16 protein-coding genes are annotated in these 18,840 nt (G+C 48.4%); 11 read left to right on the top strand and 5 right to left on the bottom strand.

Features of this window, described 5'->3' with window-relative positions; all coding sequences use genetic code 11:
* Window positions 1–70: 70 nt before the first annotated feature.
* Window positions 71–1,261: an OprD family outer membrane porin gene (locus WS_RS04730; protein WP_041571760.1), complete on the bottom strand. Its 1,191-nt coding sequence runs from the start codon at window positions 1,259–1,261 to the stop codon at window positions 71–73.
* A gap of 244 nt (window positions 1,262–1,505) precedes the next feature.
* On the opposite strand from WS_RS04730, the gene nikA reads away from it, so the two are divergent.
* The 8 genes from nikA to WS_RS04770 all read left to right on the top strand — a co-directional run bounded on the left by nikA (window position 1,506) and on the right by WS_RS04770 (window position 9,129).
* The gene (nikA, locus tag WS_RS04735) at window positions 1,506–3,149 is read left to right on the top strand and encodes a nickel ABC transporter substrate-binding protein (RefSeq protein ID WP_011138881.1); all 1,644 of its coding nucleotides are present in this window, start codon (window positions 1,506–1,508) and stop codon (window positions 3,147–3,149) included.
* 92 nt (window positions 3,150–3,241) lie between these two features.
* Complete coding sequence (gene nikB, locus WS_RS04740) at window positions 3,242–4,180, top strand: nickel ABC transporter permease subunit NikB (RefSeq protein ID WP_011138882.1); 939 nt, start codon at window positions 3,242–3,244, stop codon at window positions 4,178–4,180.
* Window positions 4,180–5,004 (top strand): nickel ABC transporter permease subunit NikC, encoded by an 825-nt coding sequence (gene nikC, locus WS_RS04745; protein WP_011138883.1) that lies wholly within the window; start codon window positions 4,180–4,182, stop codon window positions 5,002–5,004. Before nikB ends, nikC begins: the two co-directional genes overlap by 1 nt.
* Window positions 5,001–5,822 (top strand): nickel import ATP-binding protein NikD, encoded by an 822-nt coding sequence (nikD, locus tag WS_RS04750; RefSeq protein WP_011138884.1) that lies wholly within the window; start codon window positions 5,001–5,003, stop codon window positions 5,820–5,822. The genes nikC and nikD overlap by 4 nt, the downstream gene beginning before the upstream one ends.
* Window positions 5,813–6,580: an ABC transporter ATP-binding protein gene (locus WS_RS04755; RefSeq protein WP_011138885.1), complete on the top strand. Its 768-nt coding sequence runs from the start codon at window positions 5,813–5,815 to the stop codon at window positions 6,578–6,580. Before nikD ends, WS_RS04755 begins: the two co-directional genes overlap by 10 nt.
* Before the next feature lie 9 nt (window positions 6,581–6,589).
* Window positions 6,590–7,897, top strand: a complete 1,308-nt coding sequence (locus tag WS_RS04760) for an MATE family efflux transporter (RefSeq protein ID WP_011138886.1) — start codon at window positions 6,590–6,592, stop codon at window positions 7,895–7,897.
* A gap of 75 nt (window positions 7,898–7,972) precedes the next feature.
* Window positions 7,973–8,776 (top strand): helix-turn-helix transcriptional regulator, encoded by an 804-nt coding sequence (locus WS_RS04765; RefSeq protein WP_041571762.1) that lies wholly within the window; start codon window positions 7,973–7,975, stop codon window positions 8,774–8,776.
* Window positions 8,773–9,129 (top strand): hypothetical protein, encoded by a 357-nt coding sequence (locus WS_RS04770; RefSeq protein WP_011138888.1) that lies wholly within the window; start codon window positions 8,773–8,775, stop codon window positions 9,127–9,129. The genes WS_RS04765 and WS_RS04770 overlap by 4 nt, the downstream gene beginning before the upstream one ends.
* Before the next feature lie 7 nt (window positions 9,130–9,136).
* On the opposite strand, the gene WS_RS04775 is transcribed toward WS_RS04770, so the two are convergent.
* Complete coding sequence (locus WS_RS04775) at window positions 9,137–10,309, bottom strand: TsoY family (seleno)protein (RefSeq protein ID WP_011138889.1); 1,173 nt, start codon at window positions 10,307–10,309, stop codon at window positions 9,137–9,139.
* A 178-nt stretch (window positions 10,310–10,487) separates the two neighbouring features.
* Here WS_RS04775 and WS_RS04780 point away from each other — a divergent pair, with 178 nt between their 5' ends.
* On the top strand, window positions 10,488–12,701 hold the full coding sequence (locus tag WS_RS04780; protein ID WP_011138890.1) for a TonB-dependent receptor domain-containing protein: 2,214 nt from the start codon (window positions 10,488–10,490) through the stop codon (window positions 12,699–12,701).
* A gap of 88 nt (window positions 12,702–12,789) precedes the next feature.
* Window positions 12,790–13,086: a MoaD/ThiS family protein gene (locus WS_RS04785; RefSeq protein ID WP_011138891.1), complete on the top strand. Its 297-nt coding sequence runs from the start codon at window positions 12,790–12,792 to the stop codon at window positions 13,084–13,086.
* Here the strand turns inward: WS_RS04785 and WS_RS04790 are convergent.
* Genes WS_RS04790 through selD form a run of 3 tightly spaced genes read right to left on the bottom strand, consistent with a single transcriptional unit; the run spans window position 13,065 to window position 16,987 of the window.
* On the bottom strand, window positions 13,065–14,054 hold the full coding sequence (locus WS_RS04790; RefSeq protein ID WP_011138892.1) for a DUF4760 domain-containing protein: 990 nt from the start codon (window positions 14,052–14,054) through the stop codon (window positions 13,065–13,067). The genes WS_RS04785 and WS_RS04790 overlap by 22 nt on opposite strands.
* Window positions 14,047–15,945 (bottom strand): mechanosensitive ion channel family protein, encoded by a 1,899-nt coding sequence (locus WS_RS04795; RefSeq protein WP_011138893.1) that lies wholly within the window; start codon window positions 15,943–15,945, stop codon window positions 14,047–14,049. Before WS_RS04795 ends, WS_RS04790 begins: the two co-directional genes overlap by 8 nt.
* 4 nt (window positions 15,946–15,949) lie before the next feature.
* Window positions 15,950–16,987: a selenide, water dikinase SelD gene (selD, locus tag WS_RS04800; protein WP_041571767.1), complete on the bottom strand. Its 1,038-nt coding sequence runs from the start codon at window positions 16,985–16,987 to the stop codon at window positions 15,950–15,952.
* A 117-nt stretch (window positions 16,988–17,104) separates the two neighbouring features.
* Between selD and WS_RS04805 the strand changes: the two genes are divergently transcribed.
* Complete coding sequence (locus tag WS_RS04805) at window positions 17,105–18,748, top strand: hypothetical protein (RefSeq protein WP_011138895.1); 1,644 nt, start codon at window positions 17,105–17,107, stop codon at window positions 18,746–18,748.
* Window positions 18,749–18,840 lie beyond the last annotated feature (92 nt).

Genomic DNA, 18,840 nt, shown 5'->3' on the forward strand with positions numbered 1-18,840 from the left:
AATTGAAGAGTATAGAAGATTCGTATATTTTCACTATTAAAGGAGGAGTATATTCCTCCTTTAATATATTTTAGAATTTATAAATAGTGCGGAATCTAAAGGAATCGCCATCACCATCCTTGCCCTCGTTGTCATACTGGGCGCTTAGGGTGAGTCCTTTGAGGGATCCTGAGAAAGCATAGGAGATATAGCCACCCGTATAAGAGACCTCTGTCTTATCATCATCGACATCCACATAGAGGAAGCCTGCTTTGAGGCTTGGTGTGAAGGCATAATCGAGGTTAAACGCCCATGCTTCCATGTTGGGATAGTAGCTGTAAGATCGGATAAGAGAGTAGGTGTAGATGGTATCCGTGCCATTCCCCACCCCATGAACTAGCTGCTCGTTGCGTCCGCTAGCGGTAAGCTCATAGTCAGAGACTTTAGAGTAGGCGGCATAGGCACTGAAGTCAGAGTAGCTGGCTCCAGCTTTAAGGCCATAGAGGGAGGGGGAGCTAGAGCTTTCGTCGCCTGAGTTGTAGCGGTTTTTCCAATATTGTCCAGAGAGGTCATAGCCAAAATCGGCGATTTTTCCCTTGTAGACGGCTTCGCCATAGAAGATATCTAGGTCAGAGGCGCTTCCCTCTTTTTCGATTCTTGCCCAAGCAGCAGTGAGGGTGAGCCCAGGGATAGATTTGTTGATCGCATAGAGAGAATAGGCGCCATCTTGGTATTTGTTGAACTTTCCGATATGCCCCTCTTTATCGGTTCTGGCTTGGAATTTATTAATGTAGAGTAACCCTAGCGTGGTGTCAGGAATGTTTTGGTTGGTGATGGAGTAGCCCTCAAACGATTCTCGGATGAGTCGCGATCCACTTCCTGCGACTAAAGGGGTGCTAATGAACATTCGACCACCCTTGAGGGTTGTTTGGTCGTAGGTGTAGGAGAGATAAGACTCAGAAAGCTGCGCGCCTTGAGCCCACATATCGTTTTTGAACATCTGCTTGGAAGCCTCATCAGCAAAAGGAGTGGCGCTGGATTGGAAAGTGCCTCCCGCTTTAAAACCATAGAAAGAGTCCGTGACATAGTTCATCATCACGCCCGCTGCGAGGATATCTTCACTATTTTTCTTCTTCTCTTGGGTGAAGTAGTAAGCTTTGAGCTCTCCAGCGAATTTCCCCCCTTTGAGGGCGTCCGTGAGACTCTCGGCCGCCAGTGCGCTAGAGGCGGATAGTGCGAGTGCAGAGAGAGTGGCTAGGCTAAATGCAGATTTCAACCTCATCGTTTTGATCCTTTATTTTTAAGAATGATAATCATGATGTTACATTTATTACACTTAATATTTATTTTAAATTAAACTTTATATTTGCAAATATTATTGAAGTAATTAAATATTATATACTATTATTTACATAAATAAAATGGTATAACAAAATTGACAAGAATCTATATTTAATAGTATAATATGGGATTGATTTTCATAATCAAGCAATTTTCCTAACCATCTCCATACAAGAAAGGATCGCATGAAAAAAGTAGGTCTATCCTCTATTGCCGCAACGCTCTTAGGCGCGAGTATGCTATTTTTTAGCGCTTGCTCAGGTGATAAGCCCGCCTCCAAAGAAGAGGCAAAAAGTGAAGCAAAAGTCGAATCTCCCAAGGTTTTGACTTTTGCCAACTTCCGCGACATTCGCGATCTCAATCCACACCTCTACGCAGGGGAGCTTTATGCGCAAAATATGCTTTTTGAGTCCTTGGTTCATATTGATAGCGAGGGGAAGATCACTCCTTGGCTCGCCCAATCTTGGAAAATTTCCGAAGATGGCAAAACCTACACCTTTAAGTTGCGCGAAGATGTCTTCTTTTCTGATGGAGAGAAGTTCAACGCAGTAGCGGCTAAGGCCAACTTTGATGCGATTTTGGCCAACGCTCCTAGGCACACATGGCTAGAATCGGTGCGCCTTATGGAGGCAATCGATAAGGCGGGAGGAAAGTCGGTCGAAGCCACGAGCGAGTATGAGCTTACGATTCGTCTTGATGCCCCCTACTACCCCTTTTTGGTGGAGCTTGGGGTGATTCGCCCTTTCCGATTCGTCTCTCCTAAGGCCTTTATCAATGGAGGCACCAAAGAAGGTGTAAGCGCACTAAGCGGCACAGGTGCTTATATTCTCAAAGAAAATCATAAAGATCAATACGCCATCTTTGAGGCCAATCCTAAATATTGGGGTGAAAAACCTCAAACCAAGCAGGTGGTCGTGAAGGTGATTCCCGACAACCAAACTCGCGTCATGGCGCTAGAGAAGGGTGAAGTCGATCTTCTTTTTGGAACCAATATGATTGATGCGGAGGCCTATAATCGATTCTCCAAGATGAAAGGCTTTGGAGCGGCTATGTCTGCGCCGACCTCCACTCGAATGCTGCTTATCAATACGGCCGATTCTGTGATGGGTGATTTGGCGATTCGAAAGGCGATCCAGCACGCGACCAACAAAGAGACCATCTCCAAGGCGATCTTCTCAGGGATTGAAAGTCCTGCGGACTTGACGCTTGCCCCTAGCGTTCCCTACGCCAACCTTGGACTCACCCCTTATGAGTACAATCTAGCCAAGGCAGAGGCTATTCTTGAAGAATCAGGATGGAAAAAGGTCGAAGGTAAAAAGTACCGAGAAAAAGAGGGCAAAGAGCTAGCTATCACTCTTCACTACAATAGCAACAATGTGGTTGATAAGACGATTGCTGAGTTTGTTCAGGGCGAGTGGAGCAAAATCGGGGTGAATCTAAAAATCACAGGCGAAGAGGAGCAGGCCAATCGGGACCGAATGAAGGCGGGGCAGTTTCAGATCGTCTTTAACATCTCTTGGGGAACCCCCTATGATCCCCAATCTTTCCTTGCAGGGATGAGAAAGCCAGTCTATGGAGACTATTTTGCTCAGCTTGGAATCGCCGATAAAGCAGCGATTGACCAGAGCATTCTTGAGGCCTTAGAGAGCACGAGCGAAGAGAAGCGCCAAGAGCACTATCGATTTGTTTTGACACGCTTGCATGATGAGGCGGTCTATCTGCCTTTGACCTATGAGCGAAACCGTGCGATTTTCAATGAGAAAGTGAAAAATGTCGGTTTTGGGGTCTCTAAGTATGAGGTTCCATTTGAGCGCATGACGCTTCAATAGGAAAAATCTCCTTTTTTGCCTATCGCCACGCCTCTGTGCGAGTCTCCTTTTGTGAGGGGGCGTGGCATTTTTGTTTTTTGAGTAGGGGTGCAATGAGAAACTATATTATTCGGCGACTGTTGTTAGTTTTTCCCATGGTGTTGGCCATTTCGTTTGTGGCTTTTATTTTGATTAGCTTCATCCCTTCCGATCCCGCGGAGGTGGCTTTGAGGGTGAATGAGATTGTCCCCACTCCTCAGGCAATTGCTGATATGCGCGAAAGCTTGGGGTTGAATGATCCTCTTTGGGTGCGCTATTTTCATTGGCTTCAGAACTGCCTCCATCTTGACTTTGGGCACTCCTATATCAATATTGATCGCACCGTCTATGACGAGATCGCCCGCAGCCTTCCTGTCACGCTCAAGCTTGCCGCTTTTGCCTTTGTGATTGTGGTGGCAGTGAGCTTCCCTTTGGGAATCTTATGCGCGGTCTATCGTGATTCTCTTTTTGATAAGAGCATGAGAGTTTTTATTTTTATTTTCACGGCGATTCCCAATTATTGGCTTGCGCTACTTTTGATGTGGGGCTTGGCGGTCTATCTCAATCTCCTTCCTACTAATGGTGCTAGCACATGGAAGCACTACATCCTCCCCGCGGTGACGCTTAGTATGACCTATGTTTCGACCTATATTCGACTCATTCGTAACAGTATGCTCGACAATATGCAAGAGAACTACATCTTTTATGCACGCGTGAGGGGAATCAAAGAGCGATGGGTGATTCTTAGGCATCTACTTCCCAACTCCATCCAGTCCACTACCACAGCCCTTGGAATGAGTGTGGTTCAGCTCATCGCAGGGACTTTTGTGATCGAAAATATCTTTTCGCTTCCAGGGATTGGCCGACTCTGCATTACGGCGATTTTTAATCGCGACTATCCCATTATTCAGGCTTATATCCTCATGATGGGTCTGCTCTTTGTCTTTTGCAATCTTTTGATTGATATTTTCCAAGCGCTCATGGATCCGCGCCAAAGAAGAGGAGTGAAATAGTGGTCAGCTTTATAAGACAAGATAAGCTTGGGGCAATGGCTCTAGCGATTTTACTCGTGGTGTTTATCATGGGAATCTTTGCTTCTTTTTTCGCGCTTCATGATCCGCTGGAACAAAATATTTTGATGAAATTTGCGGGTGTATCGATGGAGTATCCCTTTGGAACAGACCATTTGGGGCGTTGCATCTATTCGCGGATGGTGTTTGGGATCCAAAACACTGTCTTTTTGGCGCTTTTGACCATGGTCTGTGCGATTGTTATCGGAGTTTTAGTCGGAATCGTGGCAGGCTATTATGGGGGAGTGGTGGATGAAGTGATCATGCGTTTTTGTGATGTGATGCTCTCTTTCCCCAGCCAAGTGATGATTCTTGCAATCGTAGGGATCATGGGGGTGGGAATTGAGAATATCATTATTGCCAACATCCTCATCAAGTGGACATGGTATGCGAGGATGATTCGTGGAATCGTGGTCTCTTATGCGCACAAAAATTATGTGCTCTATGCCAAGACGATTGGCAAGAGCGACTCTTTTATCATCTCTCGTCACCTTGTCCCCAGCATCACCTCTGAGATTATTATCCTTGGGACGCTTGATATAGGGTGGGTCATCATCAACATCTCCACGCTCTCCTTTTTGGGGCTTGGCATCCAGCCTCCTTTCCCTGAGTGGGGGGCGATGCTTGGAGAGGCAAAAAACACGCTCATTACTCAGCCAGCCCAAATGATTGCCCCTGGAATGGCGATCTTGACCGTGGTGGCGTGCTTTAACATCTTGGGCGACTCGCTTCGAGACATTCTAGACCCTAAAAGGCATAATCGATGATTTTAGAAGTGAAAAACCTCTGCGTGGACGCCTTCACCCATTCACGGCGGCGATTTCCTTTGGTGCAAGGAGTCTCTTTTTCACTCAAGGAGAATCACTGCATTGGAATCTTGGGCGAATCAGGCAGTGGAAAAAGCCTCACTTGCAAGGCGATTTTAGGACTTTTGGGTGAAGATTTTGAGGTGAGGGGGGAGGTGCGCTTTAAAGGGCGAAATCTCTTGGAGCTCCCCAGAGAGGAGCGAGAGAGGATTCGTCAACGAGAGCTTTGCATGGTGATCCAAAGCCCTATGACTGCCTTTAATCCGCTTTTTAGCATGAAAAATCAGATGCTTGAGACGCTCATGCTCGCCCTCTCTTTGGAGACCAAGAAGGCCACGAAGCTGATCTTGGAGGCCTTTGAAAAGGTCAATTTGCGCGAGGGCGAGGAGATTTTAGAGAAGTATCCTCACCAGCTAAGCGGAGGGATGCTGCAGAGAATCATGATTGCTCTATGCATCGCGCTGAGTCCTGCAGTGATCATTGCTGATGAGCCCACCACTGCGATTGATGTAGCCAATCAGGTGGAAGTGCTCAAAGAGTTTCGCCGAATTAGAGAGCTTTTTGGCACCTCGATGATCTTCATATCGCATGATCTAAGCGTGCTGAGCCAGATTGCTGATGAGCTTTTAGTGATGTGCCAGGGCGAGGTGATTGAGCGAGGAACCCCTAAAGAGATCATTGTCAATCCGACCCACAAAACAAGCCAAGAGTTGATTGGGCGGCGTTTGCAACTGATCAAAATCTTTCAAGAGTGTTTAGGAGAGCGTCCATGCTTTTAGAGTTGCAAGAGATTCACAAGAGCTACAAAGGGGGCTCTGGTATCTTTAAAAATGAGATGAAGCCCATCCTTAAAGGAGTTTCTCTCGCCCTCCGCGAAGGAGAGTGCCTAGGAATTGTTGGCGAATCAGGGAGTGGAAAAAGCACTCTAGGGAGAATTGCTCTAGGGCTTGAGGAGGCTGATAGCGGGAGGGTTCTCTTTGAGGGGAGGAGGCATGACAGGGCTAGCCATCAGGCCATCAGCGTGGTTTTTCAAGACTACACCAGCTCGGTCAATCCTCGCTTCAGGGTGGTTGAGATTTTATCAGAGGGGATTAGATCAACGATGAGATCCTCCAAGGAGCGGCGTGAGTACGCCAAGAACCTGCTAGAAGAGGTGGGGCTATGTGAGGGGATATTGGATCGATTTCCTCATCAGCTAAGTGGCGGACAGCTTCAGCGAGTCTGTATCGCTAGGGCGATCTCAACCAAACCCCGTTTTATTTTGCTGGATGAGGCGGTGAGCTCCTTGGATGTTTCGGTGCAGGTGCAGGTGCTAGAACTCCTCAAAAATCTCAAAGAGAAGTATAATCTCGCCTATCTTTTTATCACTCATGATCTCATGAGTGCCACTTTTTTGTGTGATCGACTGCTCTTTTTTCAAGAGGGGAGAATCGCAGAGACACTGGAAGATATTCGGGAATTGGGCAAGATCCAAAACCCCTATTCTCGATCGCTTCTTGAAGCGGTCAAGGCGCTTGAAGTCCCCCATTTTTGCTAAGGAATCGTATTGGCGATAGGTTATAGAGAATATTTGAGCGTGGCGCTTCCCTTTGTGGTTTCCACGCTCACCCAGCCTCTTTTAGGGGCGGTGGATACGGCGGTGGTCGGGCGGCTTGGTGATGCCTCTTATATTGGAGGGGTCGCGATAGGGACGGTGATTTTTAATACCCTTTATTGGCTTTTTGGCTTTTTGCGCGTGGGGACTTCTGGATTCTCGGCACAATCATTAGGGGCAGGGGTCGCCAAAGAGCAATATTTTGCCTATTTTAGACCCGCAAGCGTGGCACTTTTGATCGGGTTGGTTTTTTTAGTATTGCAAAAGCCTATTTTATCGGGGGCCTTTTGGATTTATCAGCCCAAAGAGGCTGTCATCACGAGTGCTCAGACCTACTTTGAGATATTGATTTGGGGAGCGCCTTTGGTGCTTTTGGGTTATGTCAATCTAGGCTGGATCATGGGGCAGCGCCTCATCAAGGAGACGCTTTGGCTGCAGATTTCCACCAATCTTATCAATATTGCACTGGATGTGATTTTTGTCTTTGTTTTTGAGTGGGGAGTGGCGGGAGTGGCTTATGCGACTCTCATCGCCCAATCTTACGCATTTGCTTTGGGACTTTGGCTTATTGGGCAGAGAATCCCTTTAAAGGATCTCTTGGTTTACGGAGAGGAGCTATGGGATAGGGAATCGCTTCGCCGTCTTATGAGCGTCAATCTCGATTTGATGATTCGCACAATCTGCCTATTGACTATGACCAATATTTTTGTGGCGCAGGGGAGCCGCTTTGGCACAGAGGTGCTAGCGGCCAATGCGATTTTATTTCAGATCCAATACCTTTTCTCCTATTTTTTTGATGGAGTGGCTAATGCTTCTAGTGTCTTTGCGGGGAGGGCTTTGGGGGCAAAAAATGTCAAAGATTATGATGAAGTGGTCAAAATCTCCAATCAAGCCATTGGGGTGTTGAGCCTCTTTTTGGCCTTTTTGATTCTTGTGGGGGGCGAGCTGATGATCACGTTTTTCACGGAGCTCTCAGATGTGCGAGAGATCGCCTCAGCCCATAAACTGTGGTTAGCGATCTTCCCTTTTGTGGGAGGAATCGGGCTAGTCTATTATGGAATCTTTACAGGGGCGACCTTCACGCGCCCTGTTAGGAACTCCATGATTGGAGCATTGGCGTGCTTTGGAGTGGCGTATAGTCTCGCTGTACCCCTTTGGGGGAATCACGGGCTTTGGCTGGCCTTCATTGTTTTTAGTTTTTGCCGAAGCCTCTTCCTCTATGGGGCGCATCGAGAGCTTAGGATGCGCTGCTTAAGATAGGGAGTGCAATTTTATTCAATACAAGGGGTGGTTTTTGAGCTATAGTCTCCTGTGAAATTGCATCAAGGAGAAAGAGTGAGCTTTGTCAAAACCATCCCATCACTCCAAGAGACAGAGTTCTCAAGGCTTGAAGAGCGACTCTGTTTTGCCAAACACGCCCATCCGACCTACTCTATTGGAATTATGCCCTTGGGGCTTAGCCTCTGCCAAGGGGAGGGGGAGACCTACTTTATGGGGCGCCACAAGGTCTGCGTCTATCACCCCGGTGAGGAGCACACTTGTGTCTTTGAACATACGGGGGGAAGCTGGGCTTACTGGAACTGCTATCCCAAGGAAGAGATGCTAAGAGAGTACGCCAGTGAGATTCTTGGGGAGAGGGGTGAACCTCACTTTGCCAAAACCGTGGTCGAAGACCCCTATGCTTATCGTCTTTTTTGGGAGCTTTTTGATTTGGTCGGTAAGGAGAGAGAGCTGCTCGCCCTTCAGGAGGCTTCTCTTAAAGCCTTCTCTTATCTTATCGCGCATCATGCGAGCCCGTGGCATCCCTCTTCTCGATTCCTTTTGATGGAGCGCGCCAAGATCACCCAAGCCAAAGAGCGGATACTTGAGGGGGATGAGGTGGAGAAGATCACCCTAGAAGAGCTCGCCTCTTTGTGTGGGATGAGTCGTTTTCGCTTTTTGAGGCTTTTTGCCAAGCTAGAGGGGATGACACCCCATCGTTTTTTGCTCATGCACAAGACCCAAAAGGCCAAGCGCTATCTTCAAGAGGGGTGCGATATTAGCGAGGCGGCGCTTTTGAGCGGCTTTTGTGACCAAGCACACCTGAGCCGAACGCTCCGCCGATTCTATGGCTACACACCTCGGAGCCTTCGATCGTGAGCGGGGGGCTTAGGACTCTTTGGGGAGAGTTTTTTGGAGCGCGATGCCTTCAGGGGGAATGGCTTGAGATGCCTTTGGCTAGAGAGTTTGGCGAAGGGGGCGTGGAGTGCTTAGGGGGTGAGATGGATTCTTGTGGATGGCGCTTGGTGAGCGCGGGTGAGGGCGGAGTCTTTGAGTCGCCCTTGAGCGATTCTAAGCGTCTTGGTTTTATTCTAGAGGGGCGCGTGGGGGTGAGACTCGCTGGTCAAGAGCGATTCTTGGAGAGAGGAGAGAGCTTTGGGGTTAAGGGTGCGCACCCCTATCGTGTTCGATTCTTAGAAAGAGGAACGATGCTAGAGGTGACACTCCCTTGAAAAATCTTTAGGCGGCTAAGAGTTTTTCGTAGAGTCGCTTAAAGACAATGATGGTGAGAAGCTGCACCGCCACAAAGGGAATTAGGAAAAGGAAATAGGGCAGGGAGAAGGGGGCGATAATCCCCGGACTTAAAAGGGCAAGCGAGAGGAAAAACATCCCAAAGACAAAAAAGGCAACCCCGGGGCAGATGATCGCAAAGCTAGAGGCACTCTTCTCTTCACCCCAGATGAAACGCTCAAAATAACCCACCTTTTTCATCACTTTGTAGCCAAGATAGCCGAACATGAGTTGAAGCGAGAAGATTAAAGAGGCAAGGATGAAGCCGATAAAAGGCTTGGCTTGGGTATGCTCAAATCCATGGGCAAATCCGTGGATCATCCTTGTGGCAGTGATTCCTAATACAGTGAGAATGGGGATGGCAACCCATAGGGAGACGCTGGTTTCGGGGTGAATTCCCTCTTTGATCATCGATTTGGTTCCAGCCACAAGAATCACCAAGCCAAAGGTGATTGCCAAAGCGGCAAAGAAAATAGAGAAGAAGAGTCCTATGGCGTTTACAAGGAGAGACTGGCTCATCGCTCCTGGGGCGGCGAATCCGACAGAGATCATAGAGAAGGCAAAGACGGCGATGAGTTTAGAGAAGTTGGCGTTGCTTTTTGAATCGCATCCTCCAAAAGCGAGCAGACGACTAAAGTAGTCGCCAAAGATTTTAAGGGCGTAAATACCAATGGCTAAAAAAGCGATCAACGCCCCAGGGAAGAGATACTCCACCACACTCCAAAGCCCCGGAACAAAGACACCTCCAAGAATAAAGAGCACATTCACGGTCATGGCGTAGGTGAGGGGAAGTGCCATTAAAGAGACCTCTTCGGGACTATTCTTGAGCCTAGTGAAGGCTTCACTCTTTTTAAAGAGGGAGAACTCTTGGATATTCCACCAAAGAAGGCGAAGGTGGGCGAGGGCAAAAAAGAGGATGATGGCCAAGTCAATCACCACCAAGAGAGAGATGAAATCTCCTCGCATCACATAGGGGAAGATGTCCTCAAAAGTAGCCATAGGGCGCGTGGGGTGAGGAATCATGAACATGAGATAGAGATAAAAAGAGACCGCCAAGCCCCCGCTTCCTAGGGAGGACAAGAAGAGGGATGGCTTGTAACTCTCGACTAATTGAGTGCGCATCAGACAATCCTTTAAATAAGAATATTTTATAAGTTAATTATACATAAAAATATTTAACTAATGGTAAACAGAGAAGAGTGAAGGGTGGATTAGTAATATATTTTTTAACTCCGTATTAATGTTGCTCCGATAATATTAACAATTCATAAAAATTAATATTTTAAAGGAGTCTGGATCGATGGATTGGAAGCTTGGGTATGGGAGTCTAGCACTTGGGATCTCTCTTTTGGCAAGTGAGCCTTTGAGTGTGGAGCTAGAGAGGGTAGAGGTGAGTCAAGAGCGATACATTGCCCCCACGATGCAGACCTATGAGACGGTCTACACAGGGAGTGAAGTGAGTCAAAAAGGGATGGAGCTCTCAGGAGTAAGGGCAAAAAGTAGCGTCTATGAAGCGGCGGGAATCTTGCCTGGAGTTCAGGTGGAGAGTGTTGAAAACAATGGACTAGGGATTGAGCAAAGCAATGTGCGAATCCGCGGGGTCAAGAGCTCTTTGGGAGCGTTGAGTGTCGAAGGGATTCCCAATTACGGCGGGAATCCTATTGGGCCAAGAGATTATCTCTATGACATGGAAAACATGGAGAGCCTTTCGCTTTATAAAGGGGCGATTCCGGGGGATATTGGGACGGGAGTCGGCTCTAGAGGAGGGGCGATCACGCTTCACCCCAAATGGGCGAAAGAGGAGAGCGGGGTGGAGTTCTCTCAAGGGGTGGGAAGCCATGGCTACACGCGAAGCTATTTGAGGCTTGATTCGGGAAGTCTTGGGGGGAGCGGGACGCGTGCTTCGGGTTCATTCTCCTATACAGATGCGGAAAAATGGAAAGGAGAGGGCGATCTTGGAGGGAGAAAAAATGGCAATATCACGCTTGTTCAGCCTCTTGGAGAAAAAGGAAGTCTCAAGCTTTGGGCGAATCGTAACGATCAAGACAGCCATCTTTATCGAGGGTTGAGCTATACACAGGCAAGCGACTTAAACGCCAACGCTCGCCTAGATTACAATGACCAAAAGACGGGTGTGGCGGCAACGGATATCAACTACTACGACTACAACAGAGGCGAGTATCAAAACGATGATTACCTCGCAGTTTTTGACTACGCTTTGAGCGATTCTTTGAAGCTCTCGCTTAAACCCTACTACTCCAAAGAGGACGCGCAGGTCTATCAAGGGGTCACTTCAGGGGGCGGGAGAGTCCAGAAGCGGACGCGAGATATTGAGCGCAAAGGGGTGATTGGAGAGCTTGGAGGGGAGCTTTTAGGTATCAAATCCCTCCTTGGTTACCACTATGAAGAATCGGACATGAATATCTACACTCAAAACTACGCTATCACGGGTCAAACCCTCTCCTATCGAGGCTATGGAGTTTTTGCCACCGCAGGCACAGCAAAGATTCATAGCCCCTATCTTAAGCTCTCCACTCAGAGCGGGAATTGGCACTATCAGGCGGGGATGAAATATTTCCGCTTTGAGGATTCAGATAGCCAAGGCTATGTGAGTAGCGCTGCGGCTCCCTATGGGCTTAATAGGGCAAGCGATTTAGATCGAGAGGGCGAGGTGCATGATCTATGGGTGCCCACGCTTGGAGTGGCGTATGATATCTCTGAGTCGTGGCAAGCCTATGCGAGCTATGGTAAGGGCTTCATCCGTCCCTACTCCTATATGCCGCTTATGAACACCTATCAAAACAATCGTGCCGCTTTTATGGCTGCAGGGGTGAGTGCCAAAGATCTCTTTGATGGCTATGGGTTAGAGAAATCGGACAATTTTGATCTAGGAATCCGCTATAGAGGTGAGAGCTTCGAGATAGCCCCCACGCTCTTTTATGGTCGCCACCAAAATCTCCTCACCAATATATCCGATGATCGGGTGATCGTGGGCGGAAAACCCATCAGCTATCAGCAAAATATCGGCAAGGCGACCAGCTATGGCGTGGAGCTAGAGTTGAATGCCTTTGTGAGCGAGGATTGGACTCTATTTTTCAATCCCACCTACACACGCATGACCTATGATGAGGATTTGAGCTATCAAGGAAGCGTGATGGAGGTCAAAGGCAAACAGGTGGTGGACACGCCAGAGTGGATGTTTCGAGCGGGAGCGATCTACACCTATGGGGCGTGGGAGCTTGCCCCTGCGCTGAGGTATCTAGGGAATCGCTACGGAGATAGCACGCACAATGAGAAGATCGATTCTCATCTCTTGGCCGATGTGCGCCTTAGCTACCTAAGGCCTAAATTCTACCAAGGGAGCTCGCTCAAGCTCTCCCTAGAGGTCAATAACCTCTTTGATAAAAAATATATCTCAGTGATCAATGCCTCCGATGACGCGAGAAATGGAAGCGCGACCTACTATGTCGGAGCGCCTAGAAGCGTGATGTTAAGCGTGGCGCTAGGATTTTAGGGGAATCGTTAGATTTTTTAGGGTCTTTTTGGGGGCGGATTGGTGCTAAAATGGTTGGATGAATTAGAATAATCCAAAAGGAGGCTCCATGAAACTCTCTCTCAAGGCCTTTTCGACTCTGCGCCCTCATCTTAAAGAGCAGAATATAGGTTATCTTGGGGAGCTTTATGAGTGCAAAGAGGGTATCACAGTAAAAGAGCTGGTCGCTCAGCTTGGTTTTAGAGACGAGGAGGTGGAGGGAGCTTTTGTGAACTATATGATCACCCCTAAAAACTTCACTCTCAAAGAGGGGGATCGAGTCGCCCTAGTCCCTCCAGGCACGCCGGGGTCTTGTCGGCTGATGTTGGGAATCAAGGAGGGGAGTCATGAAGAAGAGAATCGATAAGCTCCATCAAGTCTAGGAAGAGATCCAATATCAAGAAGTGTCGAATCATTCGCTTTTTGGACGATTCCTAGATAGCGCTCCAAGACATAGGCGTCACTGGATTGACCAAGATAGTGGCGCTCTTGACCGACAAAAGTCACCACCACATCCCGAGGCTCTAGGGCTAGAGAGCTTTGGATGTAGGGCGTCACCTCAAGGCAGTCGTAGTTGATCTCTCTTTGGCGTAAAAGCCCCAACTCCTCTTCGCTCACCTCGAAAATAACTCCTTGAGTGCTTGCGCCCTTCTCCTTGATGATGTTTAGAAAAATCCCAAGAATCGGCTTTTGGAGTGCGTCAGAGAAGAGGGGCACGGTGAGATTCCACTCGCGTCGATACCCTTGGATGGTGGCGGGGTGAAGTGTGTAGGAGGCGCTTGGGCGTTTGAGCGTGGCGTGGATGCTCTCTGGAACCAAAAGAGAGCCATAGCCAAAGGCGAAGATTCGTCTTGAAGAGAAGGCGCGGCGGTGGCGTTTCACCTCTTTGACCATCCACTCAAAGCGCTTGTAGATGGTGTAGTCTCCTGTGTAAGCACGATAGGCGAAGATAAACTCCTCGAATCTATCCCAATGGCTTGTGATAAGAAAATCAAAATTATAGTAGAAGATATTTTTATCCACCATTCCCTTTTCAAATGCCACAGCAAGCTCTTGAAAAAGATTTAAAAAGGTTCGAATCTTGATGGATATTTCAATCTCTTCAGGTTCCTTGGAGGCGAGCAAAAGGCGAAAGGAGTCGACTCTAGGATTTTGGGCGAGCCACTTTTCAAGGGCGATTCTTAGCTCCATGAAATCTTTGTGGTTGAAGCGCTCAATATAGGTAAAGGCACGATTACGGATGAAGTGCGCGTAGGTTTGTCGCCCCACAAAGAAGGCAACAAGGAGGGTGATAACGATTCCTAGGGCTTCGATGAGGGCTGAGGTTTCAATCATGTTGAGGCTCTTTGAGGCGCTCAAGCGCGTCATTAGGGATGCTTTCGATATAGAGGCTTTGGCTGGGGAAGGCAAATTTGAGTCCGTGGCGCTCGATGATTTCCATGATTTGCAAGATGATGTTCTCCTTGGTGGCGAGCCACTCCGCCCAGACCGTGGAGCGACTGAAGCAGTAGATCAGAATATCGATGGAGGAGGGGGCAAAAGAATCGACATAGACAAGAAGGTTGGATTTGAGTCCTAGGAGATCATCGATAGAGACGATATCGCGTTTGAGGGCGAGGGAGTGATGACGCCCTAGCGATTCTCCTTCGGCTTTGGCGATTCCGGGGTGAGCAAGGAGCATGGCGCGAATCTCATGAACGCAGGCTTCGAGCTTCTCCTTGGGGGAATCGTAGGTGACTCCAACGCTCATCTTGATGCGCCGTCCGATTTGACGCCGATTCCAGTTGCGAATCGATTCGTTGGCGAGTTTGGAGTTGGGGACAAAGAGCATCGCATTGTCAAAAGTTCGGATGGTGGTGCGGCGTAGGCCAATCTCGACCACCGTCCCCTCAACGCCCCCGCATTCAATCCAATCCCCTTGAGAGAAGGAGTTATCAAAGAGAAGCATCACAGAGGCAAAGAAGTTAGCCAATATATCCTTGGCCGCGAGCGCTACAGCAAGTCCACCGATTCCCAAGGAGGCGACAAGCGCGGAGATATCAAAACCAAGACGACTAAGAATCATCAATAGAGCAATTAAAATGACAATGAAGTAGAGAATTTTCAGGGCGAGATTGACCACCTCTTTGCGGAATAGATCGCGATTTTTCTTGGCAAGCGAGGTGAGCCAAAGTGTCCCATAACCCTCCAAGACGGAGATGCTAAACCAAGAAAAGAGGATGATATAGAGCACCCCAAACCACTTTGAGAAGAGCATTGGAACGGGCGAGGGATAGTAGAGGACATTGAGACAGACATCAAAACCATAGAAGAAGAGCAGGAGTGAGAGGGGCTTGGTGATGGTGGTGATGATGTGACTTTTGGTCGAGGCATCTTGCTCCATCCGCGTGGGAAGGGTGACAAAGAGGTAGAAGGTTCCTTTGGCCAAAAGGCGTCTTAGTGACCAAAAGAGAATCAATATAAGCCCGCTGATAAGGAGCTTGCCGAGGTTGAGATTCCAAAGCGAGAGAGGAATCTTGCCGTTTAAAAAATCAATCGCCCCTTTGAGATTAAGACTGGAGAAGAGATAGTTGGGAACAAGGAGGGCGCTGTTGGCGCGGAGATACTCCAAAACCTCCAGATAGGTCGAAAGACTCCCTTCGAGGCGTTCTAGGTTTTGAGAAATCTCTAAATCGATTGGACTCTCGCCCCCTTCCTTGAGCGCCTTTTTGAGCTCTTCTAGGGGAAGAGATTGGAGGGCGAGGATCGATTCATCAAGGCGAGTCTGTATCTCATGGGGCGAAGTGAAGCCTTTGAGCTTTTGTTCTAAATCCTCTAGGGTTGCCAAAAAAAGCCGATCCGCTCGAATCGTCTCTAGGAGAATCTTGTCTCGCCAAACCGCCTTTTTGTAGCCCATTTGGTCGTTGGTTTTGATTTTGATGGCGAGCTCTGATTCCTCTTTTTGAAAGTTTCGCTCTTGAGGGCGGAGACTCTCTTGGTGGCTGGCAAGCAGCATGGGAATTTTCTCTAAAAGAGAGAGCTTGCGCTCAATCACTCCTTGAAACTCCTTGGAAAAAGCGCTTTCATTGGTCTCAAGATTGCGACTTTTGGCAACTTGAAGCTGTTCGTTGATGGTTTGGATGCGCTGAATGATCAAAAAGAGATCGACCGTATCCTCTTGCGCCCTCAAAGAGAGGGGAGGAAAGAGGAGGAGCGAGAGAAGAAGAGAGGCCAAGAAGCGAAGCATGAGGTTATCCAATGTAGAGGGGTTTCTCACCTCTAGGGAGAACCTCTCCCACGAGGGAGGCGTGGGAGATTCCTCCTTGGCGGAGTGCCTCAAGGAGTTTGGGAGCTTCTTTGGCGCTAAGAGAGAAGAGGAGCCCGCCTGAGGTCTGAGCATCATAAAAGAGCATCGCCTCTTCAGCGCTCAAAGAGGCCTCAATGGAGGTGAGAGGCTCCAGGTAGCTTTTGTTTGCATAGCTTCCTGCAGGGATAATTCCCATTTTAGCCATCTCTAGGGCTTCAGAGAGGTAGGGGGTTTGGGAGGCAAAGAGACGGATGGAGCGATTCCCGCACATCTCCAGTGCGTGCCCCAGTAGTCCAAAGCCTGTCACATCGGTGCAAGCGTGAATCTCAAACTCGCTAGCAATCTGGGCGGCATAGAGGTTGAGAGTCGCCATCAACTCACCCGCTTCGTGCGTGCTTTGAGGGGAGAGCATATCGGCTTTGATGGAGGTGGTGAGAATCCCCATACCAATGGGCTTGGTGAGAATGAGCGCATCGCCTTCTTGGGTGGTGTGGTTGCGCCAAATTTTTTGAGGATGGACAAAACCTGTGACGCTTAGTCCATACTTCTGCTCGCGATCATCAATCGTGTGCCCTCCGATGAGAATCCCTTGAGATTCGATGATCTTGGAGAGCCCCCCTTGGAGCACCTCGGAGATCATTTTTTCATCCAAATGACACTTATCCCACATGAGGAGATTGAGCGCAGTTTTGACCCGCCCTCCCATGGCAAAAACATCACTCAGGGAGTTCGCCGCGGCAATTTGTCCATAGAGATAGGGGTCATTCACCACGGGTGTGATGAAGTCCGCAGTTTGCACGAGGGCGCACTCGGGTGAAATCTGGTAGACTCCAGCGTCTTCATTTCCCTCAAAGCCGACCAATAGCGAGGGATCATGGGGCTGGTGGAGCAAGGAAGAGAGATGATGGAGGTCCCCCGGACCTACTTTCCCTGCACAGCCAGCCACCTTGACAAATTGGGTGATTTTGGTGGTTTCGTTCATGGCGTTAGCGTTGGATTCACTCCTTTTGGATTTACAGAGCAGGTTATCGCAAAAATGTATAAAACGCGATAAAATAGCGCTTTTTGAGTGTTGTGAATTCGATTTCAAGGGCATAGTGTGACATTAAAAGAGTGCAATTTGATCGTGCTGGACAAGCCTAGGGCGCTTAGTTCTGAACAAGAGGTCTATCTTGTGGATCAGTTTGGACTCTTTTTTGTTCATCACTCCTTTGAATCGCTTCTCTCCGGTTTCAAGAGTCATCCGATGGATATGATTCTCCTTGTTTTGGAAGCCTTGGGGGGCTCTGAATCGCTCTCGGCTCTCAAGGCGGTCAAGGGGATGTATCCTGAGATTCCTATTCTTTTGGCGACGGATATCGCGCCTGATGAAATTGATAAAAGCATCCCCTTTGCACTAGCGGGAATGCTTCCTGTGGCGTGGCAGGGGGATCGATTCTCTGAAGTGCTCAGAAGTCAAGAATCATCCATCCTTCGCTACGCCAAAAAGGAGCGCGAGCGGCGCGGAGATGCCCCTCAAGAGCTTGGTCTTGAAGAATCGATCGCTCGATTCTTCTCTCATACCAAAGAGAAGCTTGCTGCTTTTGATCTAGAGGCGGAGAGCGGCAAGCGCTTTAACTATCCACTCATGAAGCGCTTCATCCACACCGCCTACAATAATTTCATCGAAGTTGATCCCAAAATACGCTCTATTCGAAAACTCACTGAGGCTAAAGATCGTCTGAGTGAGGCGCTGAGACTACAAATTTTACTGAAGAAGCGAATCGATGTCTCGATTGAGTACAACTATGAAGAGGTCTATCTCAAAAATCAACCCGCCTATATTGACGTGATCCAAAAGCTAGAGCAAACCCTGCACAAGATGGGTGTTTATCGCAAAGAGATGGGAATCTTGACCTCTCAAATGGAGCGATTCAAAGAGGAGATGAAGCACGCAAGTGACCCCTCTCTTAAGGTGGAGGCGGAGCAGTCGTTTAAAAATGCCAATCGCCGCTATGTTGATCGGATGCATGAAATCAAGCAGATGCAAGAATCCTTGGGGGTGATGGAGGCGACTAAGGAGGAGCTTTGGAAAAGGGATTTTGAGGCATTTATGAGGGTTTTTAAGGAGGAGGCGGGGAAGTATGAGCGAGAGTATGAAGAGCTAGTGGATGCGCTCGCCTATCGCTTTGATCGATTCCTTTGGATTGCCGCACGAGAATCAAGGCTGGTGCGAGAATATTTTGAAAAGGGGATGATTGAGGGGGTGTTCTCCTCTAAAACCTATCTAGAATATTATGTCAAACATCTCGATAAAAATCTCTCCTCTAAAGCCAATCGAGAGCTGATTCGATACCGTCACAAGATGGAGGAGGAGAATGCGATTCATGTGGCTTTGGTCGGAAATGTGACCGAGGATCTGCTCCAAGACAAGCGGCGCCTTGAAGCAACGGATGGCTATATTCGCGTGAGTCTTTATGTGCCCCAGACGCTGGAAAATTTCTTTGAAGAGGCCAAAGAGGGGAAGTATGAAATTGTCATGATGGAGGATGTGGTGGGGAGATGGCTCTTTTTTCAGCTTTGGAAGCGTCTCAAAGAGAGCCTAGTTGATTCCTCTTTTTTGCCCAAGCAAGTCCTTTTGGTGCGCCACTACAAAGATCCTGAGCGAATCCGAGAAAAAGCCCTATCCATGCGATGGGAGAATATCCTCACCCCGCCCATCACGCGCGAAAAGCTTAAAGCGCTTCTCCTCTCCATCGCCTAAATCTTGCAAAAATAACCAATTCGATGCGCTAGTCTCTCGCTTTTGAGGCTCAAAGAGAGTAAAATGAGAACGATTCTGCGCTGAAATTTTGC

This window comes from Wolinella succinogenes DSM 1740 (assembly GCF_000196135.1).
Taxonomy (GTDB): Bacteria; Campylobacterota; Campylobacteria; order Campylobacterales; family Helicobacteraceae; genus Wolinella; species Wolinella succinogenes.